The sequence below is a fragment of the Mesorhizobium sp. WSM2240 genome, assembly GCF_040438645.1.
GTDB lineage: Bacteria > Pseudomonadota > Alphaproteobacteria > Rhizobiales > Rhizobiaceae > Allomesorhizobium.
The window spans coordinates 4,808,785-4,825,107 of sequence record NZ_CP159253.1 but is presented as its reverse complement, the minus strand read 5'-3'; the positions used below and the strand labels follow the sequence as shown (position 1 = coordinate 4,825,107).

The window sequence follows — 16,323 nt, the reverse complement described above, 5'->3', positions numbered from 1 at the left end:
AGAGCGGTGATGGAAAAAACCATTCTGGAGATGCGCGGCATCACCAAGACCTTTCCCGGCGTCAAGGCGCTGCAGGATGTCAACCTGAATGTGCGCGCCGGCGAAATACACGCCATCGTCGGCGAGAACGGCGCCGGAAAATCGACGCTGATGAAGGTGCTATCCGGGGTTTATCCGCAAGGCAGCTATACCGGCGAAATCCACTACGAAGGTCAGGAATGCCACTTCAAGGGCATTCACGACAGCGAGCGGCAGGGCATCGTCATCATCCATCAGGAACTGGCGCTGGTTCCGCTGCTGTCGATCGCCGAGAATATCTATCTCGGCAACGAGCAGGCCTCTTACGGCGTCATTGACTGGAACGCGGTGCGCCGCGGCGCGGCCGGGTTGCTCGCCAAGGTCGGCCTCAAGGAAGACCCCGACACGCTGATCACCAATATCGGCGTCGGTAAGCAGCAGCTCGTCGAGATCGCCAAGGCGCTGTCGAAGGAAGTGAAGTTGCTCATCCTCGACGAGCCGACCGCGTCCTTGAGCGAAAAAGACAGCGACGCGCTTCTCAACCTGCTCGTTGAATTCAAGAAGCAGGGCATCGCCTCCATCCTCATTTCCCATAAGCTCAATGAAGTGGGCAAAGTAGCTGACCGCATCACCATCCTGCGTGACGGCCGCACGATCGAGACGCTCGACCGCGGCGACATAAACGAGGATCGCATCATCACGTCTATGGTGGGGCGCACGCTGGAAGACCGCTATCCGGCGCGCACACCGAACATAGGCGAGACGATCTTCGAGGTGAAGAACTGGGTCGTCTACCACCCGCTGCATGCCGACCGGCAGGTCATCAAGGGTGTCGACATCAGCCTGCGCAAGGGCGAAGTGGTCGGCATCGCCGGCCTGATGGGCGCCGGCAGAACGGAATTCGCCATGAGCGTATTCGGCAAGAGCTATGGCCAGCGTATCAGCGGCGACGTCTATCTGCGCGGCCAGAAGATCGACGCCTCGACCGTCGGCAAGGCGGTTGCCCATGGCCTGGCCTACGCGACGGAGGACCGCAAGACCTTCGGCCTCAACCTGATCGACCACATCAAGCATAACATCACGATCGCCAATCTGAAGGGCGTGGCCAACAACGGCGTCATCGACGACATGCGCGAGTTGAACGTCGCCAATGACTATCGCAAACGGACCAACATCCGCTCGTCGAGCGTCTATCAGACTACCGGCAACCTTTCCGGCGGCAACCAGCAGAAGGTGGTGCTGTCGAAGTGGCTTTTCTCGGATCCGGAAGTCCTCATCCTGGACGAGCCGACGCGCGGCATCGATGTCGGCGCCAAGTACGAGGTCTACACCATCATCAACAAGCTCGCGGATGAAGGCAAAGCCATTCTCGTCATCTCCTCCGAGATGCCGGAACTGCTCGGCATCTGCGACCGCATCTATGTCATGAACGAGGGTCGCATCGTCGGTGAAATGGCTGGCAGCGATGCATCCCAGGAGAAGATAATGCGCGCCATCGTGCGCGGGGAAGGAAAAGCGTCATGAGCATCGAAACGCTCACCAATGCCGAACGCAACGCCAAGGCTTCGGCGCAGATGGCGCTCAAGGACAATCTGCGCGATTACGGCCTGGTTCTGGCGCTCATCGCTATCATGGTGTTCTTCCAGTTCACCACCAACGGCACGCTGTTTAAGCCGGTCAACTTGACCAATCTCGTGCTGCAGAACAGCTACATCATCATCATGGCGCTCGGCATGCTCCTGGTCATCGTGGCCGGGCATATCGATCTCTCTGTCGGGTCGGTTTCCGGTTTCGTCGGCGCAGTCGCTGCGGTTCTGATGGTGCAGTACAAGCTCGATCCCATCCTTGCGACGCTGATCTGCCTTTGCGTCGGCGGCCTGATAGGGGCCAGTCAAGGCTACTGGATCGCTTACATGAAGATTCCCGCCTTCATCGTCACCCTGGCGGGCATGCTGATCTTCAAGGGCCTGTCGCTGGCGCTCCTGGGCGGCATGTCGGTCGGGCCGTTCCCGCCGGAGTTCCAGCTTCTCTCCGCCGGCTTCATCCCCGACGTGATCGGCCCGATCACGCTTTTCGGCGTCAAGCTCCACGCGACCACGCTGCTTATCGGCGTGGCGATCGTCGCCGCCATGCTCTATTTCGCCCTGAAGAGCCGCAGGAACCGTGAAAGCCACGGCTACGAAGCCGAGCCGTTCGTGCTGTTCGTCGTCAAGAACGCGATAATTTCGGCGATCGTGCTCTTCCTGATCTACATGATGGCCTCCTATCGCGGCCTGCCCAACGTTCTCATCGTCATGGGCGTGCTGATCGCGCTGTTCGTCTTCATCACCAAGCGCATGACGTTCGGGCGGCGCGTCTACGCGATGGGCGGCAACGTAAAGGCGGCCGCTCTCTCCGGCATCAAGACGGAGCGGCTCACCTTCTACATCTTCATCATCATGGGCGTGTTGTCGGCGCTCGCCGGCCTCATCTTTGCGGCGCGGCTGAATACGGCGACGCCCAAGGCCGGGCTCGGCTTCGAACTCGACGTGATCGCGGCGGTGTTCATCGGCGGCGCGTCGGCCATGGGCGGCGTTGGCCAGGTCGCGGGCGCTGTCATCGGCGCCTTCATCATGGGCGTTATGAACAACGGCATGTCGATCATGGGCGTCAACATCGACTGGCAGCAGGTCATCAAGGGTCTGGTGCTGCTCGGCGCGGTGGTCTTCGACGTCTACAACAAGAACAAGGCCTGAAGACCGGGAACAAGCGGAATAAGATCATCGACGGCGCGCTGAAGCTCGCCGAAGTTCCAGCGGAACGATCGTGATCGACATCGGGACTATGTTTTTCACGCGCCGGGCGGAACGACGTCCGGACGGGAATGGCTGCGGAATTTTGGGCCAGCTATTGGCCTATGGCGGATTGCAAGGAGGCTGAGATGCTGATTTCCGAAGTGATGGACGAAGCTGGGATTATAAAGGTCGCCGTTCGCAATGGCGGGCCGGCGCGGATCGTGCGAAGCGCCAAGAGTGTCTATTCGCTGGCTCTGGAAGCGGCGCGCTCCGGCTCGAGCCTGGCGGCGCTGATCGAGGCGCGGGGGCTGGGCGAGACGATCGACCTCGAAGCCGCCTACCGGAAGGGTTTGCTGCGTTCTCCGATCAGTCATGCCGACCCGGCGCATCTGCATCTCACCGGCACCGGACTAACCCATCTCGGCTCGGCGGCGGCGCGCGACGCCATGCACCAGAAGCTGAACGGCGAGGAGACGCTGACCGATTCGATGAAGATGTTCCGCATGGGCATCGAAAGCGGCAAGCCGGCCAGCGGCCAGATCGGCGTGCAGCCGGAATGGTTCTACAAGGGCAACGGCACCATGGCGGTCGCGCCCGGCGCGCCGCTGATCTCGCCGCATTTCGCCAGCGACGCCGGCGAGGAGCCTGAGATCGCCGGCATATATGTCATCGGCGACGATGGCACGCCGTTCCGTGTCGGCTTTGCCCTGTCGAACGAATTCTCTGATCATGTCACGGAGCGGGTGAACTATCTCTACCTTGCCCATTCCAAGCTCCGCAACGCGTCGTTCGGACCGGAGATCCTGGTCGGCGAACTTCCGGCCGACACACGCGGCTCGTCGCGTATAATCCGCAACGGCAGTATTTTTTGGGAAAAGCCGTTCCTGTCGGGTGAGAGCAACATGTCGCATTCGATCGCCAATCTGGAGCACCACCACTTCAAGTACCCGGCTTTCCGCCAGCCGGGCGACATCCATGTGCACATGTTCGGCACGGCGACGCTGTCTTTCGCAGATGGCGTCAAAACGGAGCCGGGCGACGTGTTCGAAATCGAAGCGCCGGAATTCGGCCTGCCGCTGCGCAACCCGCTGGCGGTGGACCGGCCGGTTTCCGTCCGGGTGCGGGCGCTGTGAGGGATCTGATATGAGCATGCAAGCTGTCAATTTCGCCCGTTACCCCGGCCTCTCCGGCGTCCCGGTCATCGTCTCCGGCGGCGCAAGCGGCATAGGCGAGGCGATCGTGCGCGCCTACGCAGCCGAGGGCGCCAAGGTCGGCTTCGTCGATCTCGCCGAGACTGAAGGCGAGGCGCTCGCCGCCGAGCTGAATTCCGGCGGCGGTTCGGCAACGTTCCGGCGCTGCGACATCACCGACACCGACGCCTACAGGGAAGCGCTGCGCGAGATAGAGGCTGTCCAGGGTCCGACGCGGGTGCTGCTCAACAACGCCGCCAACGACACAAGGCACAAATGGGACGAGGTCACGCCCGCCTATTTCGACAGCCGCATCGCCGTCAATCTGAAGCACATGTTCTTCGCAATCCAGGCCGTCGCGCCGGGCATGATTGCGGCGGGCGGCGGGTCGATCGTCAATTTCGGCTCGATCGGCTGGATGATGGCGACCGGCGGCTATCCGGTCTATGCCGCGTCCAAGGCTGCGGTTCACGGCATGACGCGATCGTTTGCCCGCGACCTCGGCCGGCATGGCATACGCGTCAATACGCTGGTTCCCGGCTGGGTGATGACAAAGCGCCAGCTCGATCTTTGGGTCGACGACGCGGCCAACGAACTGATCGACAAAAGCCAGTGCCTGGCCGGCCGGGTGCTGCCCGAGGACATTGCGCGCATGGCGCTGTTCCTGGGTTCGGACGATGCCAAAATGTGCTCCGCCCAGAATTTCATCGTCGACGGCGGCTGGGTTTAAGAGTGTAATCAACCCAGTCTTCCGATCCCGCGTCACGCATGTGGGGTGACTTGCCGCGCGAAACTCGGTACCAGCCTGCATCGACGGATCGGCTGACAGTCCGGTCCACGCGCGGCCATCAGCAAGCAAGGAAATCGATATGAGCGAATTGTTCAGAAACCTGATCGGAGGCGAATGGGTCGACGGCGAGGCCATCCCCAACATCAACCCGTCCGACACCAACGATGTGGTTGGCGAATATGCGCGCGCCAGCAAAGATGACGCACAGGCGGCGATAGCGGCGGCCAGGGCCGCCTTTCCGGCCTGGTCGCGCTCGGGCCTTCTGGAGCGGCACGCCGTACTGCGCAAGACCGCGGACGAGATCACGGCGCGCAAGGAAGAGTTGGGGCGGCTTTTGTCGCGCGAGGAAGGCAAGACGCTGGCCGAGGGCATCGGCGAGACCGTACGCGCCGCGCAGATCTTCGATTTCTTCGCCGGCGAGGCGCTGAGGCTGGCCGGGGAAATTCTGCCGAGTGTCAGGCCGGGCGTCAGCGTCGAGGTCACGCGCGAGGCCGTCGGCGTGGTCGGCATCATCACGCCGTGGAATTTTCCGATTGCCATTCCTGCCTGGAAGATCGCGCCAGCGCTCTGCTACGGCAATACCATCGTGTTCAAGCCGGCCGACCTGGTGCCCGGCTGCTCCTGGGCGATCGTCGACATTCTGCATCGCGCCGGCTTGCCGAAGGGCGTTATGAACCTAGTCATGGGCAAGGGCTCGGTGGTCGGACAGGCGCTGCTCGACAGCCCCGATATCGATGCGGTCACCTTCACCGGCTCGGTTGCGACTGGCAAGCGGGTCGCAGCGGCGAGCGTCGAGCATATGCGCAAGTTCCAGCTCGAAATGGGCGGCAAGAATCCGTTGGTGGTGCTTGATGACGCCAATCTCGACATAGCGGTGGATTGCGCTGTCAACGGAGCCTACTTCTCGACCGGGCAGCGCTGCACTGCGTCGTCGCGGCTGATCGTGACCGAAGGCATCCACGACCGCTTCGTTGAAGCGGTGACGGCGCGGCTGAAGGGCCTCGTCGTCGACAATGCGCTGAAGGCGGGCACGCACATCGGCCCTGTGATCGACGAAAGCCAGATGGGCCAGGACGAGAAGTATATCGCGATCGGTCGCGAAGAGGGCGCCAAGCTCGCTTTTGGCGGCGAGCGGCTCGACCGCGAGACGCCGGGCTTCTATTTGCAGCCGGCGCTGTTCACCGAAGCGACGAACCAGATGCGGATTTCTCGTGAGGAGATATTCGGACCGGTGGCTTCGGTGATCCGGGTCAAAGACTACGAGGAGGCGCTGCACACCGCCAACGACACGCCTTTCGGCCTTTCCTCGGGCATCGTCACCACCAGCTTGAAGCACGCGACGCATTACAAGCGCAACGCTCAGGCAGGCATGGTGATGGTCAACGTGCCGACGGCCGGCGTCGACTTCCACGTGCCGTTCGGCGGATCCAAAGGTTCGAGCTACGGCCCGAAGGAACAAGGTCGCTACGCCGCCGAATTCTATACGAGCGTAAAGACGGCCTATACGGCCGCTTGATAGGGGAGGCGGTGCGGCCCGGCCGCGCCGCCGTTCTCATACCCGCGCAATAACCTCGTCGGTGTTGGCCAGGAGCTTGCGCACCGCATTGCGGGCGGCTTCGGGACGACGCAGCCGGATCGCCTTCTCGATGCTCTCATGCAGCCCCTGCGCATGGCGCAGATCGTCGGCTTCACGTGTGACGAAGACGAACAGATGCGCGAGCGCCGATTCGATGAGCGCGCCGAGCGGCACCAGCAGTTCGTTGCCGGAAGCCCGCAGAATGGCGAGGTGAAAGCGTGTGTCGGCCTGCGTGCGCTGCGGCAGCGATGTCGCCTCGCCCATCTCGCGGCAGGCGGCGCTGATTTCGGCCATCTGCTCGTCGGTACGCCGCAAGGCCGCGAGTGCGGTGGCTTCCGGCTCGATGATGTGGCGGAATTCCTGGACCGATTTCAGGAAGCTCTCACGGTTGGGCGAGGTCGCGTACCAGGTCAGCACATCGCGATCGAGCAGATTCCAGCGCTCGCGCGGCTCCACCCAGCTGCCCACCTTGGGCCGCGAACTGAGCAGACTCTTGGCCATCAGCATCTTTATCGCCTCGCGCACCGCCGAACGGCTGACCTCGAAGGTTTGGGCCCATTTCGCCTCGTTGGGCAGGATGGCGCCGGGCGGATAATCGCCGCGCACGATACGCATGCCGATCTCGTTGGCCACTGACGCATGCACGCTGGTGCCGACGATCCGCGAGCTGTTGGCTCGCCCGCCGCCGGCCTTCGGTGCAGGCAGGAGCGCTTCCGCCTCCACCGCTTCGGCCTTCATCGATTTTCCGGTACGCATTGAAACTTCCCCTGCCCGATCCTCAATTGTCGGCTTCGCGGCGTGCCCGGATGCGATCGAACGCAACGGCAAGCACAATGAACGTGCCGACAAAGGTTCCTTGCCAGAAGGTACTGATTCCCAAAAGGGTCAAGCTGTTGCGAATGATCTCGATGAGCGCTGCGCCGACCACCGATCCGAACACGGTGCCCGCGCCGCCCATCAGATTGGCGCCGCCGATAACCGCCGCGGCGATCACGCTCAGTTCCATGGACTGGCCGAGATTGGTGGTGACGCCGCCGAGCCAGCCGGCCTCCAGCACGCCTGCAATGCCCGCAAACAGCGCCGAGAACATATAGACGCTGACCTTCAGCCGCCGGACCGCGATGCCGGTCAGCACCGCCGCTTTCTCGTTGCTGCCGATGGCGAAGACGTGGCAGCCCCAGCGTGTCCATTTCAACAGAAGCGCGGTGATAACCGCCAGTATTACGAGCGCGATGACCGGATTGGCGATGCCGAAAGTCGAACCGCCGCCGAGCCAGAAGAGTTGCTTCTCGTCCGGCCCGAACTGATAAATCATCTTGTTGTTGGAAAGCACCATGGCGGCGCTGCGCGCCACCGACAGCATGCCGAGTGTGACCACGAAGGGCGGGATACGGAGATAGGCGATCAGCATGCCGTTGATTGCGCCGATCGCCAGCGAAACTGCCAGCGCCGCGCCTGCTCCGGCCCAAAGCGGGTAGCCGGCATTCATGACAATGGCCAGAACCATCGCCGACAGGCACAGGATCGAGCCGACCGACAGGTCGATACCGCCCGATATGATGACGACCGTCATGCCGAGCGCGATGATGGCGACAAAGGCGAAATTGCGTGTGACGTTGAAGAGGTTCTGCGGCGTGGCGAAAGTGTCGGTGACGAATGTCAGCGTCACGCAGGCGATCAGCGCCGCGAGGAAGACCCAGAAGGCCTGCTTCGAAAGCATCCAGGAGATCGGCGTGTGGGTCTGCCGGGCTATTGCGTCGTCGATGCTTGAAACCATGTGTCCGCCCCAGCTATCCGTTCAGATGTTTCACGCCGCCTCGATGGCCCCGGTGATCAGGCCGGTCACCTCTTCGGGTGAAGAGCCGGCGATAGGCTTGTCGGCTACCTTGTTGCCGCGGCGCAGGACGACGATGCGGTCCGCCACGGCGAATACGTCGGGCATGCGGTGGCTGATCAGGATCACCGCGACGCCCTGGCGCTTCAACCCCCGGATCAGGTTCAGGACTTCGGCGACCTGACGCACCGAGATCGCCGCCGTCGGCTCGTCCATCAGCACGATGCTGGCCGACGACAGTCGCGTCCTGGCGATGGCCACTGCCTGGCGCTGGCCGCCCGACATGTCGCGCACCATATCCTTCGGCCTGGTCTCCGATTTGAGTTCGCGAAACAGCTTCGCCGCCGCCGCGTTCATGGCGGAGTAGTCGAGGATCTTCAGAGGGCCGAAAGAGCGCGTCAGCTCGCGTCCGAGGAACACGTTCACCGCCGCCGTCAGATTGTTGCAGAGCGCCAGATCCTGGTAGACGATTTCGACGCCATTGTCGCGCGCATCGACCGGGCGATGGAAATTCATCTGCCGGTCGCGAATGGAAATCTTGCCGTGAGTCGGCTGGAAATTGCCGGCGATGATCTTCACCAGCGTCGATTTGCCGGCGCCGTTATCGCCCATCAGGCCAATCACCTCGCCGGCCTCCAGCGATAGCGAGACGTCGTTCAGAGCGTGAATCGCGCCGAAATGCTTGGATATCCCCTCCAGCCGTAGGACAGCCATCGACACCTCCCGTCACCTGCTTCCCCCAGCTATTAGCATCGGTTTGCCTGCATTGGTCAATAGAATGAAAAAACTTATCATATGATTTGTAGGACAATTATTGACTCCTGCTTCGGCTTGCGCTTAGTTGCCTGCCGGGAGGTCCGGCATGTTCGTTCTGATTACAGGCGCATCGGGCAGGCATCGCCACGCGGCGTGTTCCGACACGCGCCGGCGGCTCGCAATCCCGACAATTCCATATGGACGAACGGCTTGGCAGGCCGCGCCGTGCGATCACGGCTGAACAGCCGGCGGCTCGCCCGCCGGATGAGAGTGTTTGGAATACAACGACATAATCATTGGGAGGATGACATGCACAAACTGCTTACCGGCATTGTTGCCGGCACCGCCCTTGCGGCAATGGCCGGTTCGGCTCTGGCCCAGGAAAAGACCCTGGCCATCGTGGTCAAAGGCCTCGACAATCCGTTCTTCGAGCAGATCAATCTCGGATGCCAGAAATGGAACAGCGAGAACGCCTCGTCCGGATACAAATGCCTCTACACCGGCCCGGCCTCCAGCGCCGACGAGGCCGGCGAGATCCAGATCGTCGAGGATCTGCTGACGCGGCCGGACGTGGCGGCGATCGCGATTTCACCGTCCAATGCGCCGCTGATGGCCAATCTTCTGAAGAAAGTCGCGCCGAAAATCCCGGTCATGACGATCGACGCCGATCTCGCCGCGGCCGACGCGGCGCTGCGCAAGACCTATCTCGGTACCGACAACTACCTGATGGGCGTCAAGTTCGCGGAGCACCTGCAGAGGCTGAAACCCGAAGGTGGCACGATCTGCCTGCAACTCGGCAACGTCGCCGCGGATAACATCAACGCGCGCGCCGCCGGCACCCGCGACACGCTTTCCGGCGAAAAGGACATCGAGCGCCTTACAGGCCAGAATGGCTGGACCGAGATCGACGGCTGCCCGGTCTTCACCAACGACCAGATCGATCTGGCCAATCGGCAGATGGCGGACACCTTCACCGCAAATCCGGATCTCGATGCATTCGTGCTGGAAGGCGGCTGGGCGCAGTTCGCGCCGCAGGCCTATGCGCAGGTAACCGACCAGGTGAAGGCCAAGTTGGACTCGAAGGAACTGATCATCGTCGCCGGCGACACGCTGCCGCCGCAGATGGACGCGCTCAAAGCCGGGCGCAGCCATGTCCAGGTCGGCCAGCGGCCGTTCGAGATGGGCTATCGCGCTCCGTCGGTGATGATGGACCTCATAGCCGGTAAGCCGGTCGAGCCGGTCATCTATACCGGGCTCGACGAATGCACGCAGGAAACCGCCGACACCTGCATCGCCAACTGAAAGCGCAATGATGGAGGCCGGCTTGGCGTCGGCCTCCGCTTGCCTGCACGCACTCATAAGATCTCAAGGAGAACGACATGAAACTCCGCCTTGCGACATGCGCATTGATGATCACGGCCGCATTTGCGGCAACCGGCGCGAATGCCCAGGACAAGAAGGCGCTCGCCTTCGTCGTCAACGGCGCTTCGGATTTCTGGAAACTCGCCGAAGCCGGCGTGAAGAAGGCCCAGGAAGAACTGCCGAATTACGATCTGCAGTTCAAATATCCCGAGCAGGCCGCCGCCGCCGTGCAGCAGCGCCTGATGGACGATCTGGTCGCCGCCGGCGTCTCCGCCGTCATGGTGAGCGCCGTCGACCCGAAATCGTCAACCGACGCGCTCAACAAGGTCGGCGGGCAGGTGCCGCTGTTCACCACCGACAGCGACGCGCCCGACACCAACCGCATCGCCTATATCGGTTCGTCCAACACCGATGCCGGCAAGCAAGCCGGCGAGATTGCGCTGAAGGCGCTGCCGGATGGCGGCAAATGCATCGGCTTCGTGGGGCTCCCCGGCGCCGATAATGCGCGCGAGCGCATCGAGGGCATGAAGTCGGTGATCGCAGGTTCCAAGGTCGAACTGGTCGACGTGCGCGGCGACGACATCGACATGACGCGTGCCAAGCGCAATGTCGAGGACGCGCTGGCGGCAAACCCCGACATTGACTGCATGGTCGGCTTCTATTCGTACAACCCGCCGCGCATTTACGAAGTGCTGAAGGAATCGGGTAAGCTCGGCGAGATCGCCATCGTCGCCTTCGACGAGGATCCGATCACTCTGGGCGGGGTCAAGGAGGGCACGATCGCCGCGACCGTGGTGCAGCAGCCTTACGAATGGGGCTACCAGGGCATGAAACTGATGGCGAAGTATCTCGAGGGCGACAAGTCTGTAGTTCCCGACAATAAGCTCGTCATCGTGCCCACCAAGATCATCGACAAGGGGAATGTCGATGCTTTCGAGGCCGAACTCAAGGCGCGTATCGGCGGCTGACGCCTCGAATGGAGCAGGCCGGCCCCACTCCCTGCCGGCCTGCTTCGGCGCTCTTGCATGGTGGCGACACTCACTCCCATAATCGGCGGCATGCCCCATTCCTTTCTGGCACTGACGGGGATCTCCAAGCTTTATCCAGGGGTCACCGCGCTGGATGATGTCAGTCTGCGTGTCAGCCCGGGAGAGGTGATCGGGCTGGTCGGCGAGAACGGCGCCGGCAAGTCGACATTGATGAAGATTCTCGGCGGCGTGGTTGAGCCCTCCGGCGGTGAGATCGAAATTGACGGCGACAGGGTCGACCGGCTTTCCGTGAACGGTTCGATGCGGGCAGGCATCGCCTTTGTCCATCAGGAACTCAATCTCTTCGACAACCTGACCGCTGCCGCCAACATATTCATCGGCCGTGAACCGCTCAAAGGCGGGCTGCTGGGCCTGATCGACACTGAGGCGCTGAACCGGCAGGCCAAGCCCCTGCTCGACCAGTTGGGCGCCGACTTCGGGCCCGACACGAGGGTCTCCGACCTCTCGCTTGCGCAAATGCAACTGGTCGAGATCGCCAAAGCGCTGTCGCTGAAGGCCCGGCTAGTCATCATGGACGAACCGACTTCGAGCCTGACGGTGACCGAAACCAACCGTCTGCTCGCCGTCATAGGCCGCCTCAAGGCGGAGCGAGTGGCGGTCATCTTCATCTCGCACCGGCTGGGCGAGGTGAAGCAGATCGCCGACCGCGTGGCGGTCTTGCGCGACGGCAAGCTGGTCGCCGAACTGGCGCGCAGCGAAATTGAAACCGGCACGATGATCCGATACATGATCGGCCGCGACCTGAAGACGCTCTATCGGCCGCCGGCCGCGCCGCCGGGCAGCGCCATTCTGGAACTTGCCGATGTAAGGACGAGCTACAGCCCGGAACAGGGGGTCAGCTTTTCCCTGCGGGCGGGCGAAATCCTCGGCCTCGCCGGGCTTGTCGGCTCGGGCAGGACCGAGCTTGCCCGCGCCGTCTTCGGCCTCGATCCCGTGCGCGGCGGCGAGATCAGGATCGACGGCCGCAAGATCGCGCTTCGATCGCCGCGCGAAGCCATCCGGCAGGGCATCTATCTCGTGCCGGAAGACCGCAAGCGCTCCGGCCTTATCCTGTCCTTCAGGATCAGTCACAATATCAGCCTGGCCAGCCTTAAAAGCCTGTCGCGCCGCGGCATCGTCGACCGCGTCACCGAACGCCGCGAAGCCGAGGCTCAGAAGAAAAATCTCGACATACGTTGCCCGGACACGACTGCCGAGGCCGGCTCGCTTTCCGGCGGCAACCAGCAGAAGGTCGTGCTCGCCAAATGGCTGTCGCTGCGGCCGAGGGTGCTAATCTTCGATGAACCGACGCGCGGCATCGATGTGGGCGCCAAGAACGAGATCTACCGGCTGATGCGCGAGCTTTCGGATCGGGGCGTGGGGATATTGATGATTTCCAGCGACATGGAGGAGGTGATCGGCGTCAGCGACCGCATCGCGGTGATGCATGAAGGCGCGATTGCCGGCTTTCTCGACCGCAGCCAGTTCACAGAAGAAAATGTCCTTTCGCTGGCCGTTGGCCGCGCTGCAATCCGGGAAGCCGCAGAATGAACCGCAAGGATTTGGGCCTGCTCATCCTGATCCTCGTGGTCGGCACGGTCGTCGCCATCATCAATCCGCGCTTCCTGTCGCCGGTCAACCTTTCCAACACCGCCAACCTCATCGGCCTGTTCGGCATTTTCGCGCTCGGCCAGGCTTTCGTCATCATCTCCGGCGGTATCGAGCTTTCCGTCGGCTCCATCATAGCCCTGCTCGGAGTGATCTTTGTCGACCTTGTTTCGCTGGGCACCGTCAACTGGAGCGTCGCCTTCGCCGTCGTTTTGGCGCTCGGCTGCCTGATCGGGCTGGTGCACGGGCTGCTCATAACCAAGGCGCGCCTGCAGCCCTTCGTCGTCACCCTTTGCGGACTGCTCATCTATCGCGGCGTGGCGCGCTACTACACAGACGACGCCACCGCCGGCTTTCCCTTCGGCGCGAGCTTTCCGACGCTCGAATGGCTTGTGGCGGGCCGTTTCTACGGCATTCCGCACAGCCTGATCGCCTTCCTCATCATCACCGTGATCATGGCCGTTGTGCTGCACCGCTCGGTGTTCGGCCGCTATCTGTTCGCCGTCGGCAAGAACGAGGAGGCGGCTCGCTACAGCGGCATACACACGACCCGTATCATCACGGCGGCCTATGTGATCTGCTGCGGCCTGACCGCGGTCGCGGCGGTGTTCATCGCCATGTACACGCGGTCGATCTCGCCATCCTCGCACGGCAATTTCTACGAACTCTACGCCATCGCCGCGGCGGTGCTGGGCGGCTGTTCGCTGCGCGGCGGGGAAGGCTCGATCATAGGCGTGGTGCTCGGCACCGTCCTGCTTCAGGTCCTGCAGAATCTGGTCAATCTGCTCGGCATTCCAAGCTCGTTGAATTTCGCCGTGATGGGATCGGTGATCCTGCTCGGCGTGCTGGCCGACCAGCAGTTCCACAGAACCCGCAAGAGCGTTGCGCGGGCAGCCGCCTGAAGCGAACAACGACCCCCTAGGCGGTGGCGCGAAGCGTCGTTTTCAAAGGTCAGGGTGGAACTGGCGGAGAGGGAGTCCGCCATACTAGCGTATTCCATCGTCCGCCACTGTCCAGCATATCCCATACAGACCAGCGATTTAATTGGCGTGATGTCTTGGACCGTTCGTCATTGTGCGCTACTATCCCCACTCGAAAATGGGGAACACAGTGGGGAAAGCGGCTCGCACACTACATAAGCTGTCTGATGTTGCTGCGAAGTCCGACCGGCTTAAACCCGGCCGGCACAGTGACGGCGGCGGCCTGTACCTGAACGTCTCACCATCTGGCTCCAAGTCTTGGCTTTTCATGTGGGCCCGCGAGGGAAAGCGCCGTGAGATGGGCTTGGGAGCCTATCCTGTCGTCACGTTAGCAAAAGCGAGGGGCAAGGCGGCTGAATGCCGGACCGCTGTTGAAGAGGGTCGCGACCCAATTGCCGAGCGCCAGAAGGAAGCAGAGCCGACCTTTGGCGAGTGCGCCGACAAGTTCCTCGCCTCCATGCAATCGTCGTGGCGCAACGACAAACACCGCGCCCAGTGGAAGATGACCCTGGAGGTCTACTGCAAGCCGATCCGGGCGAAGAAGGTCTCGGACATCGCCACAGACGACGTGCTTAAGGTGCTGAATCCTGTCTGGCAGGAGAAGCCAGAGACCGCATCACGGCTTCGTGGCCGAATGGAACGGGTGCTGGATTTTGCGAAGGCACGCGGATGGCGTAGCGGCGAAAATCCGGCATTGTGGCGTGGTCATCTCAAGAACGTCCTTCCGGCTCGCCAGAAGCTCACCAGAGGCCACCACGCGGCCATGCCGTACAGAGATGTTCCGGCGTTTAGCAAGGCGTTGCAAGGGGCAGAAGCCATGGCGGCGCGGGCGCTGGAGTTCCTGATTTTGACTGCGTCGCGATCCAGTGAGGTCACGGGAGCCAGCTGGCCGGAGTTCGATCTGAAAGCAGCGGTTTGGGTAGTCCCACCCGATCGAATGAAGGTCGGGAAGGAGCATCGGGTGCCCCTGTCAAAGCGCGCTGTGCAGATCGTCAGAGAACTCCACGAGACGCGCGTCTCGGATTTCGTATTCCCTGGTCAGAAGCCGAAAAAGCCGCTCTCGTCATCCGCAATGGAAATGCTGATGCGGCGGCTCAAGAAGGATAAGTACACGGTCCACGGCTTCCGTTCCGCCTTTCGGGATTGGGCTGGTGACGAAACAAGCTTTCCGCGTGAGGTTGCTGAGGCTGCTCTAGCTCACCGCGTCGGCGATGAGACGGAACGAGCCTACCGTCGCGCTGATGCATTAGAAAAACGTCGAAAGCTGATGCAGGCGTGGGCGGACTATTTGGGTCGAACTGTGTCGGATAACGTGGTTCCGATCAGGAAGAGATGAAGAATCCGCAGGGATAGGACGGCCATCCGACAAGCTGGGACAGCACCCCCGGTTTCCCTGCGGTCCCAAAGGTGCAATCGCGAAGGTGCAGCGATGACCAACGAAACATATCCGACTGTCCCCACCGATTATCCGCGCGAATTGGATCTAGCGGAAATCAAGGCTCAGCGATTCCTCTTTCTCGGTGAGGCGATCGAATGGATCATCAGCCGGGGTAAACCAAGTAGATCAGCGGTGGTCGCCGAGCGATGGGATGCCGCGGAGCGCGAGCTATTCGATTTTCTCGATGCTGAATCAGTAGATGTGCAGGGTTACCCTGCGCCCAATCGCCCCCGGATTCATGAAACTCTGCCACGAGGAATCTGGGCTCGGATGAACAAAGGCAATTCTGACGATCCATGGTTCTCTCCTGTAGACGACAGCGAGGAGCGCGAGGACGGCGGCAGTCTGTACGTGGGCGACCTCAGATGGGACGGAGTAAGGTTGCCGACAAGCTTCGTGCTGAAGCACTGGCCGCCCAATCGCGTGGAAGCCCAAATCAATAGGGGCGGTGCTCCAACTAAAGGGGACTGGCCTGCCATCGAGGAAGCCTTCCGCCGCAAGGTCCAGGAACGCGGATTGCCCGAACCGTTGAATGAGGACGGTTGGCAGCGCCAAGCCGACGTTGAACGGTGGATTGCGGACGTGCTCGCCCGCGAAGGCACCGAAGTTTCCGAGACCACCCTTAAGAACCGTGCCCGTGAGTTTATGTCCCGAGCGCGAGGGCAGTAACCGACTTTCTGCCCCTTTCTACCCTTTCCTGTCCGACTTTCGAGACGATTCGAGCCAACTTTCTTCGCATGCACCAACGTTCCGGTGCGTTCATCGCGGAGAAACATACCATGACGAAACTGGCAGTAAGCATACCCGAGGCAGTCGAGATGACCGGCATCGGGCGTTCGTCGCTGTACGCACTGTTCAGAGAAGGCAAGATCACCCGGCGCAAGCAGGGTAAGCGGTCGCTCATATTGGTTGATGAGCTACGTCGCTACGTGGAGTCGCTCCCAACTGCTCCTGCGGCCCGGGGGTGAA

Annotated in this window: 15 protein-coding genes; 12 read left to right on the top strand and 3 right to left on the bottom strand. The window is 62.0% G+C overall.

Annotation, left to right across the window (positions count from 1 at the left end; genetic code table 11):
• Positions 1–9 precede the first annotated feature (9 nt).
• From mmsA to ABVK50_RS23935, 5 genes are all read left to right on the top strand, one after another.
• A complete protein-coding gene (gene mmsA / locus ABVK50_RS23955) occupies positions 10–1,542 on the top strand; it encodes a multiple monosaccharide ABC transporter ATP-binding protein (RefSeq protein ID WP_353644208.1) in 1,533 nt (510 codons plus the stop codon).
• Complete coding sequence (gene mmsB, locus ABVK50_RS23950; protein WP_353644209.1) at positions 1,539–2,753, top strand: multiple monosaccharide ABC transporter permease; 1,215 nt, start codon at positions 1,539–1,541, stop codon at positions 2,751–2,753. The genes mmsA and mmsB overlap by 4 nt, the downstream gene beginning before the upstream one ends.
• Positions 2,754–2,938: 185 nt before the next feature.
• Complete coding sequence (gene araD1 / locus ABVK50_RS23945) at positions 2,939–3,925, top strand: AraD1 family protein (protein ID WP_353644210.1); 987 nt, start codon at positions 2,939–2,941, stop codon at positions 3,923–3,925.
• 10 nt (positions 3,926–3,935) lie between these two features.
• Positions 3,936–4,712 carry an SDR family oxidoreductase gene (locus ABVK50_RS23940; protein ID WP_353644211.1) on the top strand — a complete coding sequence of 259 codons (777 nt, stop codon included), beginning with the start codon at positions 3,936–3,938 and terminating at the stop codon, positions 4,710–4,712.
• Positions 4,713–4,851: 139 nt separating this feature from the next.
• Positions 4,852–6,288: an aldehyde dehydrogenase family protein gene (locus ABVK50_RS23935; RefSeq protein WP_353644212.1), complete on the top strand. Its 1,437-nt coding sequence runs from the start codon at positions 4,852–4,854 to the stop codon at positions 6,286–6,288.
• 36 nt (positions 6,289–6,324) lie between these two features.
• Here ABVK50_RS23935 and ABVK50_RS23930 read toward each other — a convergent pair whose 3' ends face one another.
• From ABVK50_RS23930 to ABVK50_RS23920, 3 genes are read right to left on the bottom strand one after another with little or no spacing between them, the layout of a single operon-like run.
• Positions 6,325–7,086, bottom strand: a complete 762-nt coding sequence (locus ABVK50_RS23930; RefSeq protein WP_353645834.1) for a FadR/GntR family transcriptional regulator — start codon at positions 7,084–7,086, stop codon at positions 6,325–6,327.
• A 40-nt stretch (positions 7,087–7,126) separates the two neighbouring features.
• The gene (locus ABVK50_RS23925; protein WP_353644213.1) at positions 7,127–8,125 is read right to left on the bottom strand and encodes an ABC transporter permease; all 999 of its coding nucleotides are present in this window, start codon (positions 8,123–8,125) and stop codon (positions 7,127–7,129) included.
• A gap of 30 nt (positions 8,126–8,155) precedes the next feature.
• A complete protein-coding gene (locus ABVK50_RS23920; RefSeq protein ID WP_353644214.1) occupies positions 8,156–8,896 on the bottom strand; it encodes an ATP-binding cassette domain-containing protein in 741 nt (246 codons plus the stop codon).
• Between the two features lie 351 nt (positions 8,897–9,247).
• Here ABVK50_RS23920 and ABVK50_RS23915 point away from each other — a divergent pair, with 351 nt between their 5' ends.
• The 7 genes from ABVK50_RS23915 (at position 9,248) to ABVK50_RS23885 (ending at position 16,322) form a co-directional block, all read left to right on the top strand.
• On the top strand, positions 9,248–10,240 hold the full coding sequence (locus ABVK50_RS23915; RefSeq protein WP_353644215.1) for a substrate-binding domain-containing protein: 993 nt from the start codon (positions 9,248–9,250) through the stop codon (positions 10,238–10,240).
• A 77-nt stretch (positions 10,241–10,317) separates the two neighbouring features.
• Entirely contained in the window at positions 10,318–11,268 is a 951-nt protein-coding gene (locus tag ABVK50_RS23910; RefSeq protein ID WP_353644216.1) for a sugar-binding protein, read from the top strand.
• Positions 11,269–11,325: 57 nt separating this feature from the next.
• Complete coding sequence (locus tag ABVK50_RS23905; RefSeq protein ID WP_353644217.1) at positions 11,326–12,879, top strand: sugar ABC transporter ATP-binding protein; 1,554 nt, start codon at positions 11,326–11,328, stop codon at positions 12,877–12,879.
• The gene (locus ABVK50_RS23900; RefSeq protein WP_353644218.1) at positions 12,876–13,838 is read left to right on the top strand and encodes an ABC transporter permease; all 963 of its coding nucleotides are present in this window, start codon (positions 12,876–12,878) and stop codon (positions 13,836–13,838) included. The genes ABVK50_RS23905 and ABVK50_RS23900 overlap by 4 nt, the downstream gene beginning before the upstream one ends.
• Before the next feature lie 208 nt (positions 13,839–14,046).
• Entirely contained in the window at positions 14,047–15,252 is a 1,206-nt protein-coding gene (locus ABVK50_RS23895) for an integrase arm-type DNA-binding domain-containing protein (protein ID WP_353644219.1), read from the top strand.
• Between the two features lie 93 nt (positions 15,253–15,345).
• Positions 15,346–16,023: a hypothetical protein gene (locus ABVK50_RS23890; protein ID WP_353644220.1), complete on the top strand. Its 678-nt coding sequence runs from the start codon at positions 15,346–15,348 to the stop codon at positions 16,021–16,023.
• A gap of 110 nt (positions 16,024–16,133) precedes the next feature.
• Complete coding sequence (locus tag ABVK50_RS23885) at positions 16,134–16,322, top strand: helix-turn-helix domain-containing protein (RefSeq protein WP_353644221.1); 189 nt, start codon at positions 16,134–16,136, stop codon at positions 16,320–16,322.
• The last annotated feature ends 1 nt before the right edge of the window (position 16,323 follow it).